The following is a 20,543-nucleotide window of genomic DNA, read 5'->3' on the forward strand; positions in this document are numbered from 1 at the left end:
GGCGGCGGGGCGCCCCCGGCGCGGCCCGGCGGGCCGGCCGCCCCCCACGCGCCCCCCCCGGTTCGCCGGGGCCCCCCCCCCCCCCACGGCCGAGGCGACGATGCCGACGGCGGCAGCCGGGCGCCGGCGGCAGGGGGCAGGGGGCAGGCGGCAGGCGGCAGGCGGCAGGCGACAGGCGACAGGCGACGGAAGGTTTTCACGGTGCCAGGCGGCGGACGGTTTTCACGGTGCCAGGCCGGTCTGCGGACTCGGCACGGCGTCCTTCCAGACCGTGTGGAAGGCCAGCCGCAGGCAGCCCGCGAGGGCCGGGTGCTCGATGAAGAGGGTGGTGGTGGAGCCCACGCCGGCCACCGGGTCGGGCATGTCGCACAGCACGAGGGCGGCGTCGGCGATGACCAGTTTCAGGGGGAGTTCGGGTGCGAAGCGCGCCTGCTCCCCCGCGGCGGCGAAGCGCCGCACGTGCTCCACCGTCCCCGGATCCTCCAGCGCGTCGCTGAGGTAGATCGCCCGGACCGTGCCGCCCGCCTGGTGGAGGCGGCGCACCACCGCGATGCCCTCGGTGTTCTCGGTGGGCGCCACGAACGGCGGCTTGCAGAAGGTCAGAAGCTCCTGGCGGGCCTGGCGCTGGATGTCGGCGAAGCGCTCGGAGATCGCCTTCGGATCGCGCAGGATCTCGATGTAGTCCAGCGGATCGGTCTGCCCCCTGCCCTGGGACCACAGCGGCTGCAGGATGCCGGTCAGCGACTGCGAGACCCGCTCCAGCCGGTCGACGGACTCGCGCTGCACGGCCATGAGCCGGGCCAGGGCCAGTTCGGGCGTGACGGCGGAGTACGTGGCCACCCGCCCCGGGTGGGCGCTCACCAGCTGCCGCCGTACGAGGGCGTCCAGCACGTCGTACACGCGCTGGCGCGGCACGTCGGCCTCCCGGGCCACCTCGGCGGCCGTGTAGGAACCACGCCTGATGAGCGAGAGGTAGACCCGTGCCTCGTAGCGGGCGAGCCCCAGGGACATCAGGTCGTCGACGGTTCTGTCTTCCAGCTCCATGGCTGCCCAACGTATAGCCCCGCGCCGGGGAGTTGGAGGCAAGGTTTTACCAACTGGCCCTGTTCTCTTCGGCAAACAGTCAATAACCTCGTCTGCAGCCACCACTGACCGGGGTGGCAGCAAAACCCATCATGCCCGGAACACGGCTTCGACCCGGCCACCCCCAACAGCAAGCGTTTGTCATGCACGTGACATCACTTTCTGGCCGCCGGTGCGGAGCCGACCATCCCCCCACGGAGGGCAGTTCACTTGCGTTCTCATCGCAGAAGGAATTCCATACGCCGCGGCGCGCCCGCGCTGCTGTCCGCAGCGGCCCTGATCACCGGCGGCGTGGCCGCCGCCTCGCAGTCGGCGGCGTTCGCGACGACGGCCACCGCCTCGCCCGCGGCCGCGACTGTGCATACGCACCGGCTGTGTTCGCAGCCGAGCAAACCCGGCTACATGGCGTGCCAGTCGGTCGTGCGCACCGACCTCGCCCCGCAGCGGTCCCTCGGCCGCCACGACACCCCCAAGGGCTTCGGGCCGGCGGACCTGCAGGCCGCCTACAGCCTGCCCAAGGACGGCGGCAAGGGCGCCACCGTCGCGATCGTTGACGCCAACGACGACCCGAACGCCGAGAAGGACCTGGCGGCCTACCGCTCCCAGTACGGCCTGCCCGAGTGCAGCACCGCCAACGGCTGCTTCAAGAAGACCGACCAGGACGGCGGGACGAACTACCCCGCGCCCGACGCCGGCTGGGCCGGTGAGATCTCGCTGGACGTGGACATGGTCAGCGCGGCCTGCCCGCAGTGCCACATCCTGCTCGTCGAGGCGAAGTCCGCCAACATGGACGACCTCGGCGCGGCGGTGAACCAGGCCGTCAAGCAGGGCGCCAAGTACGTCTCCAACAGCTACGGCGGCGGCGAGGAGGCCAACGACACCGCCTCCGACGACAAGTACTTCAAGCACCCCGGCGTCGCCATCACCGTCAGCTCCGGCGACAGCGGCTACGGCGTGGAGTACCCGGCCGCCTCGCAGTACGTGACCGCCGTCGGCGGCACCAGCCTGAAGAAGGACGGCAGCACCCGCGGCTACTCCGAGTCGGTGTGGGGCACCGCCGCCGGCGGCGAGGGAGCCGGCTCGGGCTGCTCGCAGTACGACGCCAAGCCGTCCTGGCGGACTGGCATGCGGAACTCCTCGGAACGGTCCGTGGGGTGGGCTGGATCCCGTGGGGGTGATCAGAAGCTAGTCCCAAGAAACCGTGGAATCGCCTGCTGGAGGCGGGTGGAGGAGATCCTTATGGTCGCCTTAAGGAGGTGCTCAGACTGCGCTCAGGTAGATACCGTGCGCGGCATGACCGACCATGACACCCGGCGGATCCGGGCGGCCGTCGACGAGGACGTACCGGCGGTGAAGGCCGTGACCGAAGCCGCCTACCGCCCCTACATCGAGCGCATCGGCGTGGTGCCGCAGCCCATGGAGGCGGACCATGCGGCAGACGTGGCCGCCGGCAAGGTCTTCGTCACCGGGGAGCCCGTCGACGGGCTGGTCGTGATCGAGGCGTTCGCCGACCATCTCTTCCTCGACAGCATCGCCGTCCGACCCGACGCCCACGGAACGGGAGTCGGGCGGCGGCTGCTGCACTTCGTCGACGCGACGGCGCGTGAGCTGGGCGTCGCCGAGATCAGGCTCTACACGAACGCGTTGATGTGGGAGAACCAGCGGATCTACCCGAAGTTCGGATACGAGGTCGTGGCACGCCGCGTCGAGGGTCCCTATGACCGCCTGCACTACCGCAAGCTGCTGGGCTGACGGCCCCGGTGGTTCAGCCGTCCGGCCACCAGGTTCTCGCGATGTCCCTGCGTACTTCGGAGCGCCCTGCCGGGCGCTCCTCCGCCTCTTCACGGATCCGGCGGCTGTCCGTCCTCTTCAGCGGCTTCTGCACGGTCACACGGCGCATGGCTGCCTCCTTCAGTGCCTACCGAGTTCCGCGTTGTCACGGAGGTAGACCCTTTTGGGGAGAGTTCCTCATCGGTGCACGGTCTGTCAGTGGCGGCTGTCACGTCCCGGACTGTCAGTGGCGTGTGTCACTCTCCGGACATGACGAACGGAAGCGAGCACATGGTTGCGACGGCCGCCGCGGTGGACTGGGACGCCGAGGCCGCCGCCTTCGACGACGAGCCGGACCACGGCCTGCGCGACCCCGCCGTGCGCGCCGCCTGGGCGGCCCGGCTGCGGTCCTGGCTGCCCGAGTACCCGGCCGACGTGCTCGATCTCGGCTGCGGCACCGGCAGCCTGTCGCTCCTCGCGGCCGAGCAGGGACACCGGGTGACGGGCGTGGAGCTGTCCCCGGCGATGGCCGAGCGGGCCCGGGCCAAGCTCGCCGGGCGCGACGCGGTGGTCCTGCGGGGGGACGCCGCGCGCCCGCCCGTGGGCGAGCGGCGCTTCGACGTCGTCCTCGTACGGCACGTGCTGTGGACGCTGGCCGATCCCGCCCGCGTCCTGCGGCACTGGCGGGACCTGCTGCGGCCCGGGGACGCCTCCGGTGCCGGCGGAGGCCGTTTCGTGCTGGTCGAGGGCGTCTGGGGCGCCCTGAACCCGGTCGGCGTGCCCGCCGACCGGCTCACCGCCCTCCTCGGGCCGCTGACCTCGGACCTGCGTCTGGAGCGACTGTCCGGTGACCCGCTGTTGTGGGGAAGAGCCGTGGCCGACGAGCGCTACGCGGTGGTGGCGACGGTCTGACACCGGCCGGCCTCCGGCGCGGCCCGTGGCCGCCGCCGTCAGGACAGCACCCCCTCGAAACCACCGCCACGGGCCAGCGCCTCCAGCTCCTCCAGCGCGGCCACGGCGGCGGCCGCCGCCTCCGGATCGGCCGCGGCCAGGCCGCTCTCGGCGAACTCGTCCTCGTCCAGACGCAGTACGTCCGTGCCGTCCGCGGAGCGCCACAGGTCCAGGTCGAGGTCCTCGACGACCAGTTCGGCGCCCGAGCGGACGGCGGGGCGGGTGATGTCGCAGTACCAGCCCTTGACGGTGCCGTCCGAGGCGCGGACCTCCTTCACCGCGTACCACCGGTCCCGCCAGTAGTACTCGGTGAACACGTCACCCGGCTCGAAGCGCACGAAGCCGAAGTCGCGTACCCCGGCGGCCGCCCACGGGGCGCGGACGACGACCCGCGTGCCGTCGTCCCCGAGCAGCTCGGCCGGGTAACGGATCTTCGTACGGCCCGCCTTGACCAGGACGACCTCCAACCGGTCGGCCCGCTCAGCCGAGTTCGCGGACATGGCGCACCTCCGTCGCGCAGATCTCGTACCCGAGCCACTTGTTGACCGCGATCATGGGGTCGTTCCCGGCGTCGTTGCCCGTGAAGGCCTCCGTGAGACCGGCGGCGCGGGCCCGGTGCAGGGAGTGGGTCTTGACCAGCTTGGCCAGGCCACGGCCCCGGTGGGCGCGGACGGTGCCGGTCATCGCGGTGGAGTAGCGGGTGCCGCCGTCGGTGTGGGCCACGGTGAAGGCGACCGGACGGCCGTCGACGCACGCGGCCACCGTCAGCTCGTGGTCCAGCAGCGGATGCTTCCAGTACTGCTCCAGCCAGGCGTCGTAGTCGGTGTAGTCGATGTCGACGTCGCCCGGTTCGTCCCGCATGGTCTCCGCGTCCAGCTCGAACAGCGGGCGCGGGTCGGCCGCGAAGTCGGCGGCCGTGCGCAGCTCCACGTCCGGCGGGGTGCGCGGGACGGCGGGGAGGCCGTCGTCCGTCAGGTCGAGGCCGAGGAAGTGGGCGGACCGGCTGGCGCGGTAGCCGTGCCGTTCCGCGAAGGCGCGGTGGGCCGGCTCGTCGAGGACCCAGCTGAGCAGTCTGGTCGCCCCCAGGGCGGCGAGGTGCTCCTCGGCCGCCCGCAACAGCAGGGCGCCGGCGCCGCGACCGGTCCGGTCCGGCCGCACGTAGACGTTCACCAGGCCCTGGCCCGGCTCGGTGCTGTCGTGGGCCAGACGGACCTGGGCGGTGCCGATCACCTCGCCGTCCTCCTCCGCGACCAGCGGGCGGTAGCGGGCCTCGGGCGGCGTGTGGACGGCGTTGTGGCGGACCGATTCCGAGGTGAACAGGATGTACGGCAGGGCGAGATTGCGGACCCGGGCGAAGCCCTCGGTGTCGGCCGGGACGTCGGGGCGCAGATCGCGCACGATCACTGTCATGGGCAGGCACCGTACGGGGATACGTGCCGGGGCTGCCTCCCATTTTCCGCCGGGTACGGGAGAATCGGCCCGTGAGCCTGAAGATCCGCATCGATGACAGCGCGCCCCCGTACGAGCAGGTCCGCGCGCAGATTTCCGAGCAGGCGCGGTCCGGGGCGCTGCCGGTGGGGTACCGGCTGCCGACCGTGCGGGGGCTGGCCGAGTCCCTGGGGATCGCGGTGAACACGGTGGCCAAGGCCTACCGGGCGCTGGAGAGCGACGGGGTGATCGAGACACGCGGGCGCCACGGCACGTACGTGGCCGCCGCCGGCTCCGCCGCCGAGCGGGAGGCCGCGGCCGCCGCCCAGTCCTACGTCGACCGGGTGCGGCGGCTGGGCCTGGGGGAGGAGGCGGCGCTGGCCGCGGTGCGGGACGCCCTGCGGGCGGCTTACGAGAGGTGAGGGCACGAGGGGTTCGCGCCCGGGGCCGAGGGGGTTCGCGGCCGCCGGGACGCGCCGTCGCGGTGGACGCCGGTCACCGGTGGGCCGTCGGCTCGGGGAAGCGGGTCACCGCGAGACGCGCCCGCCCCGCCGCCCTCCCGAACGTCACCGCGTCCGCCACCGCGGCCCCGCCCGGATCGTTGTTGAAGTACGCGTACACGTCCTCCCCGCCGGACCACGTCGTCGCGATGCGGTCCACCCAGGTCTCCAGGGAGCGCCGGCCGTAACGCGGCCAGGGCTGGGCGCGGCCCTGGTGGAACCGGACGTAGCCCCAGCCGGTGGTGCGCCACAGCGGGGTGACCGGGCGGGCCAGGACGTCCGCCCAGCACAGGGCCGCGCCACGGGAGGACAGCACCTCGCGCACCTCCGGCGTCCACCACGAGTCGTGGCGGGGTTCCACGGCGACCCGGGTGCCCGGCGGGAAACAGGCCAGGCAGGCGTCCAGCAGCGCCGGGTCCGCGCGCAGGGTGGGCGGCAGCTGGAGGAGGACCGGGCCCAGGCGTTCGCCGAGGCCCGCCGCGTGGTTCATCAGCCGGTGGACCGGCTCCTCGGGTTCCTTCAGGCGCTTGATGTGGCTGAGGTAGCGGCTGGCCTTGACCGCGACCACGAAGTCCGCCGGCACCCGCTCGCGCCAGGTCGCGAAGGTGTCGTACGACGGCAGCCGGTAGAAGGCGTTGTTGATCTCCACGGTGGCGAAGAGCCGGGTGTACTCCTCCAGCCACAGCCGCGCCGGGACCCCGGCCGGGTAGACCAGGTCCCGCCAGTCCTTGTACTGCCACCCGGAGGTGCCGACGAACAAGGTCATGACTTCATCAAAGCACTACAGGTACAGGCCCGCGTCCGCGTCCTCCCGCGCCCCCGGCACCGAGGTCGGCGCCGTGCCCCGGCGCAGCGCGTACAGCTCGGCCAGCGTCGCGCCCTCCCGGCCGACGCCCTCCTCGGTGCCGAGCCAGCTCGCCGCCTCCCGGCGGGTCAGCGGCCCCACCTCGATGCGGGCCAGACAGCGGCCGGGGCGGACCACGGCGGGGTGCAGGCGCTCCAGGTCCTCGTTGGTGGTGACCCCCACCAGGACGTTGCGGCCCTGGCCGAGCAGGCCGTCGGTGAGGTTGAGCAGCCGGGACAGGGCCTGGCCCGCCGTGTGCTTGGCCTCCCCGCGGATCAGCTCGTCGCAGTCCTCCAGCAGGAGCAGCCGCCAGCGGCCCTTGCCCGCCGAGTCCTCCTCGCCGATCGCGATGTCCATCAGATAGCCGACGTCGGAGAAGAGGCGCTCCGGGTCCAGGACGCAGTCCACCTGGCACCAGTCGCGCCAGGAGCGGGCGAGGGTGCGCAGCGCGGAGGTCTTGCCGGTGCCGGGCGGACCGTGCAGCAGGAGCAGCCGGCCCGCGATGTCCTCGGGGGTCGTCTTCATCAGCCGGTCCATCGCGTCCGCCACCGGCGCGGTGTAGTTGTCCCGGACCTCGTCCCAGGTGCCCGCGGAGATCTGACGGGTGGTGCGGTGCGGGCCGCGGCGCGGGGAGACGTACCAGAAGCCCATCGTCACGTTCTCGGGCTGGGGCTCGGGCTCGTCGGCCGCGCCGTCCGTGGCCTGGTCCAGGATCCGCTTCGCCAGCTCGGCGCTGGTCGCGGTCACGGTGACGTCCGCGCCCCGGTTCCAGCGGGAGACCAGCAGGGTCCAGCCGTCGCCCTGGGCGAGGGTGGCGCTGCGGTCGTCGTCACGGGCCACCCGCAGCACATGGGCGCCGTCCGGGAGCAGGGTCGCGCCGGAGCGCACCCGGTCGATGTTCGCCGCGTGCGAGTACGGCTGCTCGCCCGTCGCGAAGCGGCCGAGGAACAGCGCGTCGACGACGTCGGACGGCGAGTCGGAGTCGTCGACGTTGAGCCGGATCGGCAGAGCGTCGTGTGGGTTCGCAGACATGCCGCCATGATCCGCCACCGATGCCCTCGGCGCACGGCATTTCCGCCGCTTGTTCCCGGTGTTCCAAGACTGTTCCGGGTGTTCCCAAGACCTGCCCGAGGCATGGATTCCGCGGTTAATGTGGCCCTTGATGGGACGTCATGGGTGGGATTCGGATACTCGGCGGTGGCGGCTCACCGCCCTGCTCGGTGTGGGCGCGGCCGCGCTGGCCCTGGTGGTGACCCTGCTCAGCACGTTGTCCGGCGGTCCCAGCACCACCGGCACCACACGCGACGGCGACAAGGTGCACGGCACCCCCGCCACCCCGCCGGCCAAGCCGGAGCCCTACGTCGGCTGGGGCTTCACCCACACCCAGTACAGCGCCGACGAGGGCGCGTCTGCCGCCTCCGCCCGGGTGCGGCGGCTGCTCGGGAAGAACGGCGGGCTGCCGCAGAACCAGCACATCATGGGCTGGGGCGCGGACAACCCCGAACCGGTCGAGGGGCACTACGACTTCGGCGCCCTCGACCGCCGCGTCGACTTCATGCGCGCCTCCGGCGGCACCCCGGTGATCACGCTGTGCTGCTCCCCGGACTGGATGAAGGGCGGCAGGGCGGGGGTGGACAACACCGACTGGAGCCAGGCCGCCCTGGAGACCGCGCCCACCCCCGCCCACTACCAGGACTTCGCGGACCTCGCCGCGACCGTCGCCCGGCGCTACCCGGACGTGAGGCACTTCGTCGTCTGGAACGAGTTGAAGGGCTTCTGGAACGACGCCAAGGGCCGCTGGGACTACGAGGGCTACACCAGGATGTACAACCTCGTGTACCGGGCGCTGAAGAAGGTCGACAAGGACATCATGGTCGGCGGCCCCTACCTGGTGATGGACAGCGTCGACCCGCGCGACCAGAACGCCTCCACAGAGTTGAGGGGCCCCTGGGGCGCCATGGACCAGCGGGTGCTCGACGCCTTCTCGTACTGGAACACCCACAAGGACGGCGCCGACTTCGCCGTGGTCGACGGTTCCAGCTACACCCGCGACGACGACCTGCTGCCGAACGAGTTCGCGGCCACCGACAAGCTGACGGCGGTCGGCGAGTGGGTACGGCGGCAGACCCACGGCCTGCCCCTGTGGTGGGCCGAGTACTACGTGGAGCCCGGCGACGGCAACGACGACCGCAAGGGCTGGTCCGAGCCGCACCGGGTCGCCGTCCAGGCCACCGGCATGATCGCCATGGTCAGGGGCGGCGCCGACTCGGGCTTCTACTGGAACCCCGAGGAGAAGACCGGCACCGGCTGCGCCGGCTGCCTGTGGACGCCGACCGACGGCACCGGCGGGGGACAGCCGCTTCCCATGTACGACCTCCTCTCCCGGTTCACCGGCGCCTTTGCGCCGGGCACCCGGTACGAGAACGTCTCCGTCGCCCCGGACGACGTGCCCAACGTCCGTGTCCTGGCCAGTGACAGGACCGTCCTCGTGGTCAACACCCTGAACCGGGCCATCAGCGCCCAGGTGGACGGCAAGCGCTTCGACATGCGGCCGTACGAGGTCAGGTGGCTCGACCGGTGATCCGGCCGAGCCGCCCTCACTTCATCGTCAGGAACCGTTGCACCAGCGAGGCCAGCACCACCGCCAGCAGCGGCAGCGCGAACCAGAAACTGCCCTGCAGCAGACGCAGCCGGCGCACGCCCGGCCGGAGCGCGACCCGGACCACCTCACGCGCGGCCAGCAGCAGGATCAGGGCGACGGCGGCCAGCCCGCCCACCACCGACCAGGGCGTCCACGTCACCCGCGGCCCGATCGGCCCGGGATGCGGCTTCGGCACCGTACCCGCCGGCTGCTTGCGCATCGCATACACGGTGACGTCGTCGTTGACCAGGACCTTCGACAGCTCCTGCCGGTTGTCCAGGTTCCGGACCAGCCGGGGCTCCCAGGTCGCCGGGTAGCCCACGTCCATCTGCAGATACGTCACCTGACTGCGGTTGATCATCAGATACGAGTTCGGGCCCGCGTCCTTGAGCGCCTTGACCAGGCCGGACACCAGGACCGGGTCGGTCGGCGCCAGTGTCGGGACGTAGTCGACCCGCTCCATGTCCTTCGCGCCCCACGGCATCGACGGGGTCACGTCGTTCACCGTGTCGTTGCTCAGCCACAGCAGCCTTACGGTCGGCCTGTCGTGGGCGTACACCCAGTCCATCGCCGCGACCTCACCGGGCCGGGTCCGCTCGAACGGCTCGTTGCCCCAGCGGGCCACCAGGAAACCGCCCATCAGGAGCAGCCCGGCGAGCAGCGCGGCCAGCGGGGCGAGGCTCACCCGGTCCTTCTCGCGCTCCCTCGCGGTGACCCCGGTGCGCGGGAAGAGGGCGAGAGCGCCGAGCAGGGCCGCGCCAGGCACCGCGAACATGAAGACGCGCAGCGCCATCTCACCGCCGTACGACTGCATGCCGAAGCCGAGGAACGGCACGAAGGTGAGCACCAGCAGCGACCGCTCGCGGTAGCGGTGGAAGCGCCGGCGCCACCAGCCCCAGCAGGCGAAGGTCATCACCGCGCCGGCCAGCAGCACACGCGTGTACAGCACCAGCTTGTGGGTCGGGTCCCCGCCCTGGATACGGCCGGAGACGGAGGTGGAGACATTGCTGCCGACCCCGCCGACCCCGCCGAAGAGGTCGTTGAAGTGCCCGGACCAGTACGGCTCCGCCATGAAGCCGACCCAGACCGCGACCAGCACCGCGAACAGCAGCGGAAGACCGCGCAGCTCGGACCGGCCGAGCAGGACCAGGGCCGCGAGCACGCCCAGCATCACGAACGGGGTCAGCTGGTGCGCGGGGACGCTCGCCGCGTACAGGCCGATCAGCACCAGCAGCAGCACCGCCCGCTGACGCCGGTCGGCCGGTTCCACCTCGGCCTCACCCGGGCGGAACTTCGCCCAGAGCACCCGGGGCGGGCGGAACCAGACCAGCAGGATCGCCACGAAGACCAGGTACAGCAGAAACGTGAAGCCCTGCGGGGAGAAGTAGTCCTGGCCGACCCAGCCGCACAGCACGAACAGCCAGACGCCGGTCCACTTCGCCCGCCAGCTCGCCCGCAGCGACCGGGTGAGCAGGAACATCGGTGCCAGATAGGCGAGTTGGATGGCCGTCGGCCACCAGCGGATGACCTCCGTGAAGTCGGTGACCCCGCACGCCCGGCCGACGAACGCGGCCACCGCGAAGAAGCCCGGCCAGCTCCAGCGGGCGTCGAGGTACGGTACGGCGGACCCGGTGCGGTCGATGTAGTCGAGGAAGCCCAGGTGCTGCCAGGCCGTGGCGAACCGCGGCTCGGTCTCGATGACGGCGGGCAGCGCGTGCAGGGACACGACCGTCGCGAGCAGCGTCACCAGCAGCAGCGCCCGGTGCTCACGGCGCAGCCAGAGCAGCGCGGCGAACACGGTGACCAGCAGGGCCGCTCCGACCAGGGTCGGCAGCGGCAGCACCGAGATCAGGCCGAGGCCGCCCATCCGGTCCAGATCGGTTTCGCCGAGCCGGAGCGCCGGCACCCAGTACAGCAGCAGCGCGGCGACCAGCGAACAGCCGAGGACGACTCCGGTGCGGGTGGGCAGCAGCCGCTCCCGCAGCGAGGCCGGGGCCGGCGGCTCGTCGGGCACGGCCTCCCCGGACGCGGACGCCACCGGTACGGCGGCCTCGGACGGCACACCCGCCTCCCCCGGGGTCCGGGCGGACGGCCCGTCCGCCCGTGCGGCCAGGTGTCCGTCCGGCTCGGCGGCGCCGAACGGCGCGTCGACCTGCGCCTCCGGCGGCGGTCCGGCCTCCGCCGGCCCGAGTGAGGCCTCGCTGCCGGGCTCCCGCTCCTCCCCGCGAAGGCCCGGGCCGGGCGTGCCCGCGGGCGGTGTGCCGGGCCCCGGGCGGACGTCGGGCCGGCGCTCCAGGTGGTCGAAGTCCACGTGGATGCCGAGGGCGAGGGTGTCGGAGTCCAGCGCCCAGGCCGGGCTGTGCCGGCGGGGCGGGGAGGCGGCCGGGACCTCGTGCGCGCCGAGGTCGGCGAGGTCCCCGTCCGGCGCCGCCGTCTCGGGCACGGCGGCGGGCGCGGCCCGTACCGTCCGCCACAGCTTCGGCGCGGCGATCGCGACGATCACCGCGAGGCTGGAGATCTCGGCGACACCCGCGCCGGTCAGCCCCATCCGGGGCAGGAGCAGCAGCGTCAGGCCCAGCACCAGGAGGCACAACAGGCCCTGCATCCAGGCGAGTCCGGCGGTGCGGCTCTGTGCGCGCAGCACCGCGAAGTAGGTCTCCATCACGACCCGCAGCAGGGCGCCGACCGCGAACCAGCGCAGCAGCGGGGTCGCCGCGTGCGCGTAGCCCGCGCCGAACACGCCGAGGATCCAGGGCGCGCCGACGAACAGCAGGCCCCCGATCGGCACCATGATCCGGGCCATGCGCCTGAGCGCGGCGCGGGTGTTGGCGGCCAGCCGCGCCGGGTCGTGCGAGCCCTCGACCGTGAGGGACGCGCCCATGTTGATGGCGAGCAGGTTGCACGTGCCGCCGATGGTCGTGGTGATGTAGAAGTACGCGTTCTCCGCGGAGCTGACCTGCGAGGCGATGATCACCGGGACGAGGTAGACGACGGCGAGCGAGAACAGCGAGCCCGTGTAGTCCCCGGCCAGGAACTTCCCGATCTCCCGCAGCGTCGGCGGACGGGCGTGGTCCTCGGTCGCCTTGACGTGCCGGGGCACCAGGCGCCGGAAGACCAGCCAGCCCAGCGGCACCACGGAGGTGGCGATCGCGGCCACCCAGGACACGAAGACACCGGTGGTGGGGATGGCGACGGCGAACGCGGCGAGCAGGACCAGCTTCACCGCCGAGAACACCGTGTTGCCCACCGGCACCCAGGGCGCGCTGCGCAGCCCGGTCAGCACACCGTCCTGGAGGGTGAGCAGGTTCCAGGCGATGACGGCCGCGACGAAGCCGAGCCCGTTGAGCGGCCCGTGCAGGAAGCGGTACGACGGCCCCCAGGCGTCCAGGGTCAGCAGGAAGACCCCGGCGGCGAGCGCCACGACCAGACAACTGCCCGCGTAGGTACGGAAGATGAGACGACCGGTGCGTTCCCCGGCCACCGGGATGAAGCGGGCCAGGGCGCCGGTCAGGGTCACCGCGGTGAGCCCGGCGAGCAGCTTCATGGCGGCGATGGCGGCCGAACCCTGGCCGACGGCGGAGGCGGAGTAGTAGTGCGCCGCGGCCAGCCAGAAGCCGAGTCCGAGGACGGCGGAGATGCCGGTGTTGAGCATCAGCGCGTAGGCGTTGCGGAACAGCGGGCTGCCGCCCGGGGACCGGCCCGTCCCGGGCAGCCGCAGCCGGCGCCCGGTCTTCTCGGGCGCCTCGGCTCCGGGCGTCGCGGCCTCGGTTGCGGTGGTCGTGTCAGACACGGGAACGGATGGCCTTCCGGCGGACCTGGCGGGCTCTGCGGACGAGGGCGTACCCCTGGGTGAGGGCACGGTCCCTGGCGAAGGTGCGGGCGATGGCGCGGCCCTGGAGCAGCCGCTCGAACTCCTCGACGTCCGTGGTGCGGCGGACGGTGACCCGGCGCAGCGCGTACGGCCCCTGGCGGCGGCGGGCGAGCGCGTTGCCGACGGCGAGCGCCTGGGCGTACCCGGCCGCGTGCACCGCCTGGCGCACCCGGCGGCTGGAGTAGCCGTACGGGTAGGCGAACGACAGCGGCCGTGCGCCGAGTTCGTCCGTGACGATCTCCGTGCAGCGGGACAGCTCGTCCCGCAGCGCCTCGTCGGGGACCTGGTCGAGCTGCGGGTGGGTGTGGCTGTGCCCGCCGATCTCGACACCGGCGCCGGCCAGTTCGCGCACCTGCCGCCAGTCGAGCATCGTGTCGAGGCCGCCCCCGGTGTGGTGCTCGCCCCGCAGCCAGCCGGTGGAGACGAACAGGGTGGCCGGGAAGCCGTGCTTGGCGAGCACGGGCAGCGCGTGCCGGTGCACGCCCTCGTAGCCGTCGTCGAAGGTGATCAGCACCGGCCGGGCGGGCAGCGGGCGGCCGCCGCGCCAGTGGGCCGCGAGCTCGGCGGTGGAGACCGGGGTGAGGCCCAGGTCGCCGACGAGCGCCATCTGTTCCGCGAACGCCTCCGGCGCGACCGACAGGACGCGGGTGGCGTCGTTGGGCGCGGTCGCGACGGAGTGGTACATGAGGATGGGTACGGGCATGTCACTCATGCGGGTCCCCCTCCGGCGCCACTCATGCGGGTCGCCCGGTCGTCGCCCGTGCGGGTCGTCGGGTCGTCGCCCGTGCGCGTGGTCCTTTCGTCGCCCGTGCCGCCGGCGTCCTCGATCCCGGCGACGGAGAACGTGGCCGCGCCCCGCCGGGCCCGTACGCTCCCCACCACGTAGCCGCCCGCGGCCGTGAGCACCCCGGCGACGATCGCGCCCGCGCGTCCCGCGCCGCCGGGCCTGCCGAGCAGCGCGTCGCGCAGACCGTGGGCGACCCCGGCGGGCAGCACCCGGGTGGTGTACCGGCGTTCGGACTCCAGGCCCTTGTCCGCGCCGACACTCCTCGCCACCAGGGCCTTGGACAGGCCCTCGGCGTAGGCGCGGGTGCGGAAGTAGCCGAAGTGCTCGCGGGGTTCGGGCACCCGGTGGTGGATGACCGCCCGGTCGTCGATGAGCAGCACGGCGTCGGGGCGGGCGCGGGTGAGGCGGATGCACAGCTCCGTCTCCTCGCAGCCGAGCGGCCGGCGGTCGCCGTCCCGGCCGATGCCGGTGGCGAAGCCGCCCGCCGCCTCGAACGCCGTGCGCCGGAACGAGGCGTTGCCGCCGAGGACGTTGCGGACCCGGACCCGGCCGGGCGGCAGCCCCCGGTAGGTGCAGCCCACCACCCAGTCGAACTCCTCCGGGAACCAGGCAGGCCGCCGGCCGGACGCCCAGACCGGCTCGGTGCGGCCGCCGACCGCGAGCACCCGCGGGTCGGCGTACCCCTCGGCGAAGCGCCGCAGCCAGTCGCGTTCGGCCACGGCGTCGTCGTCGAGGAAGGCGATCACCTCGCCGCGGGAGGCGGCGATGCCGGTGTTGCGGCCCGCCGACAGGCCGCGCGGGCCGGCGTTGGGCAGCACCCGGACGCCGTCGGTCTCCTTGTACTCGCGGGCCAGCCGGTCCTTCAGGGCCGGGTTGTGGTCCACGACCAGGAGGGTCTCCAGCGCCGGGTACGACTGCGCGCGCACCGAGGAGACCGCCGCGAGGATGTCCTCCCAGCGGTCCTCCGTGTACACGCAGATCACGACGGAGATGCCGGGATCCCTCAAGACACCTCTCCCTGCCCGGTGGTGAGCAGCGGCGAGTGGTGCGCGCGGCGGCGCAGGGCACGCCGGTTGGAACGCTCCTTCACGATGACCTTCAGCACCCGGAACCCGTCGCGCACGGCCCGCAGATTGCTCGTGCCGTGGATGCGCAGGTACTCGTGGCTCGGGATCTCCTGCACCTTCAGACCGGCCTTGACCACTCTGATGTTCATCAGGGTCTCGACCTCGAAGCCGGTGCAGTCCAGGTCGATCTTGTCGAGGCAGTGCCGCCAGAACGCGTTGTAGCCGTAGCACAGGTCGGTGTAGCGGGCGCCGAACTTGCGGTTGACGACGGTGCACAGCGCCCAGTTGCCGAGCTTGCGGATGAAGGTCATGTCGTCGGTGCCGCCGCCGTTGGCGAAGCGCGAGCCCTTGGCGAAGTCGGCGCCGGAGACGAGGGCGGAGACGTACGAGACGATCTCGCCGCCGTCGGCCGAACCGTCCGCGTCGACCATCACGATGATGTCGCCGGCGCAGGCCTCGAATCCGGTGATCAGGGCATCCCCCTTGCCCCGGCCCCGCTGTTCGACGACCTTGACGTCCGGCCACAGGGATCGGGCCACGTCGACCGTGTCGTCCGTGGAGTTGCCGTCCACGAGGACGACCTCGTGGATCCAGTCCGGAAGGGTCTTGAACACGTAAGGGAGATTCTCCGCCTCGTTCATGGCGGGAATCACCACGCTCACCGGCGGAGTGATCGCGAGGTGAGAGGAGATGGGCCGGTAGTGGCTGGCGATTAACGGATCTTGGCCCGAACTCGGCGGGCGCAGAACGGAACTCATGAGTCTTTTCCCTCTCGTCCGGTGGACCGCCCGCCCCTGGGCGGCCCGGCTCTGTGTCCGGTTCGAAAGGGGGGTTTCTCCTCCGCGGCACGGCGGATGGCTCTCCGTACCCTCGGACGAGCTGGCAAAGCTGGCCGGACCGCCGACGGAAGACGGCAGCCGGTCGCGCGGCACGGCTCGGTCACAGTTGCGGTCACCGAGCACGGCACCCCCCTACCGCGCCCCACGCCGGTGCCGCCGCGGCCCTGAGCCCTCCCCTGGAGCCATGTGCCGACGAACCGGTGCGGGTGAGATGTAGACGGTATTGACGATTGAGCCCGAAAGGCAAGACCTGGAAGGCTGCCTCACGTTGTTGTTGGTTCGACCGTTACACAACTTTGGCCCACGTTGCTCACTCTTGCGTACGTTTTCCGGAAATTCGTTCCCGGACCAGAACCAGGAGCAGAAGCAGCAGGCTCAGTACGGTCACCGCGACGACCCCGCCGCGGACCGACCAGCGGTGCACCGCGAGCATGCCCTGGGCAACCAGCATGTTCAGGACGACCGAGCCCGCAAGCGCGCAGAGCGCCCGGCCGAACGGATCCAGCCCGCGCAGCGCCGCGGCGACCGCCACGGCCGGCGCCACGAGCAGGAAGAACAGGGTGCACGGACCGCGCAGCGGAGAAGCGGAATCGATGAGAGCGAGCAGTGCGCCGACCGCTGCGACGGCGGTCGCGGCCCCCGCGAGCAGCGGTGACAGGTCCCTCCCCGGACCCGGCCGTGCCCCCTGGGCGCCCTCCGCGGCGCCGTCTGATGAAGGTGTCTTGATGCCTAAGGTCTGCATTGGCGACTTTGCCCCCCGACGCGCCGGATGCCGGGCTTCAATGTGACGCAGGGCCGGGGAGGGCGTCAAGACGACGGTCCGTCTTTAAACATTCATTCAGGTCACCGGCCGCTGACGAGGCGTCACCATGCTTGGCATGCACGCGCAATAGATGAGCAGTGAACGTTTCGCGTTGATCCTGTTGAGACCGCAAAAGTCTTGGCATGGACACTTCCCGTCAACACGCGTAGTTGCTACGACAGTTGTGGCAGAGATCCTGCTAAAGGGAGGTTCCATGAGACGTTCCCGACTTACCGGATTCGTGACCTCGCTCCTCCTCGCCGCCGGCCTCGGTCTCACCGGGGCCGCTTCGGCGCAGGCTTCCGCGACGGCCGCGTCCGGTGGCTACGTGGCACTCGGCGACTCCTACTCCTCCGGAGTCGGCTCGGGCAGCTACATCAGCTCCAGCGGCAGCTGCGACCGCAGCACGAAGGCGTACCCGTACCTGTGGAACGCCGCGCACAGCCCGGCCTCGTTCGCCTTCGCCGCCTGCTCGGGCGCCACGACGGACGACGTACTCGCCAACCAGCTCGGCTCGCTGAACTCCGCCACCTCACTGGTGTCCATCACCATCGGCGGCAACGACGCGGGCTTCTCGAACGTCATGACGACCTGTGTGCTCCAGTCCGACAGCGCCTGCATCTCCCGGATCAACACCGCCAAGGCGTACGTGAACTCCACGCTCCCCGGCAAGCTCGACGCGGTCTACAACGCGATCAGCGCCAAGGCTCCAGGCGCTCGCGTGGTCGTGATCGGCTACCCCCGCTTCTACCTGCTCGGACAGACCTGCCTCGGGCTCTCCGACACCAAGCGCTCCGCCATCAACGGTGCCGCCGACTACATCGACAGCGCCATCCAGGCCCGTGCCCAGGCCCACAACTTCGTCTTCGGCGACGTCCGCCCCCCGTTCGCCGGCCACGAGATCTGCTCCGGCGACTCCTGGCTGCACAGCGTCAACTGGCTCGACATCGGCGAGTCGTACCACCCCACCGCGGCCGGCCAGTCCGGCGCCTACCTGCCGGTGTTCACCAGCGCCTCCTGACCCGTACGGGTGAGCCCGTCAGGGTGAACTTCCGGGCCGCCCCGTCAGGGTGAAGCTCCCGGCGAGCCCGAGGGAGAAGCGGAGGCCCCGTCCGACGGGGTCTCCGTCGGTGACGCGCAGGTCACCGAGAACGGCACCGAATCGGACGCGGTCCGCACCGGACTGCGCACCTCCACGCTGATGGCGTTGTCGATCGTCCCGCTGCCGGAGTACGCCGTCACGGTCACCCCCACCTGCCTGGTCGTGTCGCCCCCGGACGGGAAGGACAGCGTCTTCCACCCCGGGTCCGACACCGAGCCGTGGGCCAGCACCCACCGGTACTCCACCTGCGCCGGCAGCCGCCCCACCGTGAACGTCGCCGTGAACGCGGGCGCCTGCGCGGTCGGCGGCGGACAGGTCCCGGAGTACGCCGTGTGCGCACCGGCCAGCGTGACCCGCACGGACTGCGCGGGCGGGGTGCTCGCCGGAGCGCTGCCGCTGTGCGTGGGCGCGGGCGCCCCGGTGTCCGAGTCGGTGGTGCCGCTGGGCCCGTGGGTGGACGTCGTGCCGGTGGTCGCGCCACTGCCCGCCGTGTCGTTCCCGCCGCCCTGGTTCATCAGCGCGTACGCCAGCCCCGCCAGCGCGAGGACGAGCGCGGCCACGCCCGCCACGAGCACCAGCCCGGCACGCCGGCCGCGCCCCGGCGGGTCCGCGACCGGCGCCGGCACGGGCAACGGCGGGGTCGCGAAACCCGGTTGACGCTGCGCCGCGACCGTCGGGGCGGTGTACGGCGACACCGGCACGGGCCGCGCGCGAGGCGTGCCCCCCGCCGCGACGAGCCGCAGCTCCCGCTCGGCCCGCTCGGCGGCCAGCCGCTCGCCGGGGTCCTTGCGCAGCAGCCCCTCGATGACGGACGCGAGCGGCCCCGCTCGGCGCGGCGGCGGCAACTCCTCGTCCACCACGGCCCGCAGGGTGCTCAGCGGGGTGTCCTGCCGGAACGGGGAGACGCCCTCGACGGCCGCGTACAGCAGTACGCCCAGCGACCACAGATCCGACTCGGGCCCCGGTGTGCGCCCCAGCGCCCGCTCCGGAGCGAGGTACTCGGGCGAGCCGACCACCTCGCCGGTCATGGTCAGCGCCGAACTCCCCTCGACCGAGGCGATGCCGAAGTCGCTCAGCACCACCCGGCCGTCGTTCGCCAGCAGCACATTGGCCGGTTTCACATCCCGGTGCAGCACGCCGGCGCCGTGCGCGGCGCGCAGCGCGGACAGCACCTCGGCACCGATGTGCGCGGCCCGCTGCGGCGGCATCGGGCCCTCCGCCTCGAGCTGGTCGGCGAGGGACAGCCCGCGCACCAGCTCCATCACGATCCACGGCCGGCCGCCCTCCATCGCCACGTCGTACACCGTGACCACGTTGCGGTTCGCGACCCGGGCCGCCGCCCACGCCTCCCGCTCCAGGCGTGCGTACATCCGCTCGACCTCGGGCCCGGGCAGGCCGACCGGGGCCCGTACCTCCTTGACCGCCACCTCGCGGTGCAGCACCTCGTCACGGGCGCGCCACACGGTCCCCATGCCGCCCTCGCCGAGCGGGGACAACAAGCGGTAGCGGCCCGCGATCACACGTTCACGGCCCGGATCTTCGGACACGGGCAGCCCCCAAGGCATCTCGCGCGAATTCTCCACAAAAGTAGCTCAGCCGAGCGCGGATACGGCCCCCTTGAGCACCAATCCGGTACCCAGCGCCACGACCAGCAGCGCGGAGGCGAGCGGCAGCGTCCGGCGGGTCAGCGCGGCCACCGGGTGCGCGGTCCAGCGCGGGCGCCCCTCCAGCACCCGGGACACCCCCGACCCCAGCCGGACCACGGCGAACCCGGCCGCCGTGAGCGTGAGCGCGAGACCGGCCCCGTACGCCACGACGAGCAGCAGGCCGAACCAGGCTTTCCCGAGCGCCGCCGCGCCGACGAGGACGACCACGGCGGACGGGCTGGGCACGAGCCCGCCCGCGAAGCCGAGCAGGATCGTGCCGCGCAGGGTGGGCGCGGTGGGGTGGGAGTGCGTCACGCCCCCGTGGGAGTGGGTGTGTTCGTGCGGCTGGTCGTGGTCGTGGGGGTGTTCGTGCTCATGTTCGTGTTCGTGAGGGTGGTCGTGGTCGTGCGTGTGTGCGTGGCCGTGCTCGTGAGGAGGCGGATGCGGGTGTGGATGCGGGTGTGTCCGCTGGTGCCAGGCCCGGCGTACGAGGTTCGCGCCCGCCGCGAGGACCAGGGCGCCGCTCGCGATGCCCAGCCAGGCGATCACCGAGGGCGTGGCGGCGGACCCGGCGGTGACGAGCAGGCCCAGCGCGACCACGCCGAGGGTGTGGGTGACCGTCACCGAGGCGGCCAGGGGCAGCACGTCCCGCAGCCGGGCCCTGCTCCCGCGCGCGGTCGCGGTCGCGGCCATCAGGGTCTTGCCGTGGCCCGGCGCTAGGGCGTGCAGTGCGCCGAGGACGACCGCGACGAGCAGCGCGAGCGCGGCGAAGCCGACGGTCAGGTCGTGGCGGGCGACGAGGTCGTCCAGGGCCCGGGTCCAGCGGTCGGCGCCCCGGGGCAGCACGGCGGCGCCCGGCGCGTCCTGCTGCTCCCGGGCGAGCGCCGGGCCGCCGGGACGCACGCGCAGGGAGGCGGTGACGGTGTCGGCGGGGGAGGACAGCAAGTCCTTCGGGTACGTGGTCAGTTCGTGCGAGACGGACCGCTGCGGCACGTCCGTCGCGGTGAGCGTCGTACGGTCGCCGCGCGCGGTGATCTCCCGCCAGCCGGGGCCGCCCGTGGCGCCGGCGCCGTGGAAGCCGAGGGCCACCGCGGCGTTCCGGGGCAGCGGGGCGGTCAGCCGGCACTCCTACATCGAGGCCTTCCCCGGCGAGGAGGAGGCGTTCCGTGCCTTCGCACGCTGTCACCCCGGTCCGGTCACCTTCCTCGTCGA

Annotated in this window: 17 protein-coding genes and 2 pseudogenes; 6 read left to right on the plus strand and 13 right to left on the minus strand. The window is 72.5% G+C overall.

Annotation, left to right across the window (positions count from 1 at the left end; all coding sequences use genetic code 11):
* Nucleotides 1-222: 222 nt before the first annotated feature.
* Nucleotides 223-1,044 carry a TrmB family transcriptional regulator gene (locus tag ACWEN3_RS18440; protein WP_452971791.1) on the minus strand — a complete coding sequence of 274 codons (822 nt, stop codon included), beginning with the start codon at nucleotides 1,042-1,044 and terminating at the stop codon, nucleotides 223-225.
* Between the two features lie 441 nt (nucleotides 1,045-1,485).
* Here ACWEN3_RS18440 and ACWEN3_RS18445 point away from each other — a divergent pair.
* Both ACWEN3_RS18445 and ACWEN3_RS18450 read left to right on the plus strand, forming a co-directional pair.
* Nucleotides 1,486-2,205, plus strand: a pseudogene (locus ACWEN3_RS18445) (S53 family peptidase); the annotation flags it as partial.
* A 171-nt stretch (nucleotides 2,206-2,376) separates the two neighbouring features.
* Complete coding sequence (locus ACWEN3_RS18450) at nucleotides 2,377-2,835, plus strand: GNAT family N-acetyltransferase (protein WP_452971830.1); 459 nt, start codon at nucleotides 2,377-2,379, stop codon at nucleotides 2,833-2,835.
* Between the two features lie 13 nt (nucleotides 2,836-2,848).
* Here the strand turns inward: ACWEN3_RS18450 and ACWEN3_RS18455 are convergent, their stop codons facing one another.
* Nucleotides 2,849-2,983: a hypothetical protein gene (locus tag ACWEN3_RS18455; RefSeq protein WP_452971794.1), complete on the minus strand. Its 135-nt coding sequence runs from the start codon at nucleotides 2,981-2,983 to the stop codon at nucleotides 2,849-2,851.
* Nucleotides 2,984-3,144: 161 nt separating this feature from the next.
* Here ACWEN3_RS18455 and ACWEN3_RS18460 point away from each other — a divergent pair, with 161 nt between their 5' ends.
* On the plus strand, nucleotides 3,145-3,765 hold the full coding sequence (locus tag ACWEN3_RS18460; protein ID WP_452971797.1) for a class I SAM-dependent methyltransferase: 621 nt from the start codon (nucleotides 3,145-3,147) through the stop codon (nucleotides 3,763-3,765).
* Between the two features lie 38 nt (nucleotides 3,766-3,803).
* Here ACWEN3_RS18460 and ACWEN3_RS18465 read toward each other — a convergent pair whose 3' ends face one another.
* Entirely contained in the window at nucleotides 3,804-4,304 is a 501-nt protein-coding gene (locus ACWEN3_RS18465; protein ID WP_452971800.1) for a DUF402 domain-containing protein, read from the minus strand.
* Complete coding sequence (locus ACWEN3_RS18470; protein WP_452971803.1) at nucleotides 4,285-5,214, minus strand: N-acetyltransferase family protein; 930 nt, start codon at nucleotides 5,212-5,214, stop codon at nucleotides 4,285-4,287. The genes ACWEN3_RS18465 and ACWEN3_RS18470 overlap by 20 nt, the downstream gene beginning before the upstream one ends.
* A 71-nt stretch (nucleotides 5,215-5,285) precedes the next feature.
* Between ACWEN3_RS18470 and ACWEN3_RS18475 the strand changes: the two genes are divergently transcribed.
* On the plus strand, nucleotides 5,286-5,654 hold the full coding sequence (locus tag ACWEN3_RS18475; protein WP_452971805.1) for a GntR family transcriptional regulator: 369 nt from the start codon (nucleotides 5,286-5,288) through the stop codon (nucleotides 5,652-5,654).
* Between the two features lie 73 nt (nucleotides 5,655-5,727).
* Here ACWEN3_RS18475 and ACWEN3_RS18480 read toward each other — a convergent pair whose 3' ends face one another.
* Nucleotides 5,728-6,498: a DUF72 domain-containing protein gene (locus tag ACWEN3_RS18480; protein ID WP_452971807.1), complete on the minus strand. Its 771-nt coding sequence runs from the start codon at nucleotides 6,496-6,498 to the stop codon at nucleotides 5,728-5,730.
* Nucleotides 6,499-6,513: 15 nt separating this feature from the next.
* Nucleotides 6,514-7,608, minus strand: a complete 1,095-nt coding sequence (locus ACWEN3_RS18485; RefSeq protein ID WP_452971809.1) for a DUF5925 domain-containing protein — start codon at nucleotides 7,606-7,608, stop codon at nucleotides 6,514-6,516.
* Between the two features lie 130 nt (nucleotides 7,609-7,738).
* Here ACWEN3_RS18485 and ACWEN3_RS18490 point away from each other — a divergent pair, with 130 nt between their 5' ends.
* Nucleotides 7,739-9,157: a GH39 family glycosyl hydrolase gene (locus tag ACWEN3_RS18490; protein WP_452971811.1), complete on the plus strand. Its 1,419-nt coding sequence runs from the start codon at nucleotides 7,739-7,741 to the stop codon at nucleotides 9,155-9,157.
* 16 nt (nucleotides 9,158-9,173) lie between these two features.
* Here the strand turns inward: ACWEN3_RS18490 and ACWEN3_RS18495 are convergent, their stop codons facing one another.
* The 5 genes from ACWEN3_RS18495 to ACWEN3_RS18515 all read right to left on the minus strand — a co-directional run bounded on the left by ACWEN3_RS18495 (nucleotide 9,174) and on the right by ACWEN3_RS18515 (nucleotide 16,592).
* On the minus strand, nucleotides 9,174-13,007 hold the full coding sequence (locus ACWEN3_RS18495) for a lipopolysaccharide biosynthesis protein (protein WP_452971814.1): 3,834 nt from the start codon (nucleotides 13,005-13,007) through the stop codon (nucleotides 9,174-9,176).
* Entirely contained in the window at nucleotides 13,000-13,800 is an 801-nt protein-coding gene (locus tag ACWEN3_RS18500; RefSeq protein WP_452971816.1) for a polysaccharide deacetylase family protein, read from the minus strand. Before ACWEN3_RS18500 ends, ACWEN3_RS18495 begins: the two co-directional genes overlap by 8 nt.
* Complete coding sequence (locus tag ACWEN3_RS18505; RefSeq protein WP_452971819.1) at nucleotides 13,797-14,882, minus strand: glycosyltransferase; 1,086 nt, start codon at nucleotides 14,880-14,882, stop codon at nucleotides 13,797-13,799. The genes ACWEN3_RS18500 and ACWEN3_RS18505 overlap by 4 nt, the downstream gene beginning before the upstream one ends.
* Nucleotides 14,879-15,700, minus strand: coding sequence for a glycosyltransferase family 2 protein (locus ACWEN3_RS18510; protein WP_452971821.1), 822 nt, complete (start codon nucleotides 15,698-15,700; stop codon nucleotides 14,879-14,881). The genes ACWEN3_RS18505 and ACWEN3_RS18510 overlap by 4 nt, the downstream gene beginning before the upstream one ends.
* A 391-nt stretch (nucleotides 15,701-16,091) precedes the next feature.
* On the minus strand, nucleotides 16,092-16,592 hold the full coding sequence (locus ACWEN3_RS18515) for a hypothetical protein (protein ID WP_452971824.1): 501 nt from the start codon (nucleotides 16,590-16,592) through the stop codon (nucleotides 16,092-16,094).
* Nucleotides 16,593-16,797: 205 nt separating this feature from the next.
* On the opposite strand from ACWEN3_RS18515, the gene ACWEN3_RS18520 reads away from it, so the two are divergent.
* A complete protein-coding gene (locus tag ACWEN3_RS18520) occupies nucleotides 16,798-17,604 on the plus strand; it encodes an SGNH/GDSL hydrolase family protein (RefSeq protein WP_452971825.1) in 807 nt (268 codons plus the stop codon).
* A 44-nt stretch (nucleotides 17,605-17,648) separates the two neighbouring features.
* Here ACWEN3_RS18520 and ACWEN3_RS18525 read toward each other — a convergent pair whose 3' ends face one another.
* Together ACWEN3_RS18525 and ACWEN3_RS18530 are read right to left on the minus strand one after the other, a co-directional pair.
* Nucleotides 17,649-19,250: a serine/threonine-protein kinase gene (locus ACWEN3_RS18525; protein WP_452971828.1), complete on the minus strand. Its 1,602-nt coding sequence runs from the start codon at nucleotides 19,248-19,250 to the stop codon at nucleotides 17,649-17,651.
* A gap of 27 nt (nucleotides 19,251-19,277) precedes the next feature.
* Nucleotides 19,278-20,459 (minus strand): annotated as a pseudogene (locus ACWEN3_RS18530) (HoxN/HupN/NixA family nickel/cobalt transporter); the annotation flags it as partial.
* Between the last annotated feature and the right edge of the window lie 84 nt (nucleotides 20,460-20,543).

The sequence above is a fragment of the Streptomyces sp. NPDC004561 genome, from assembly GCF_053602155.1.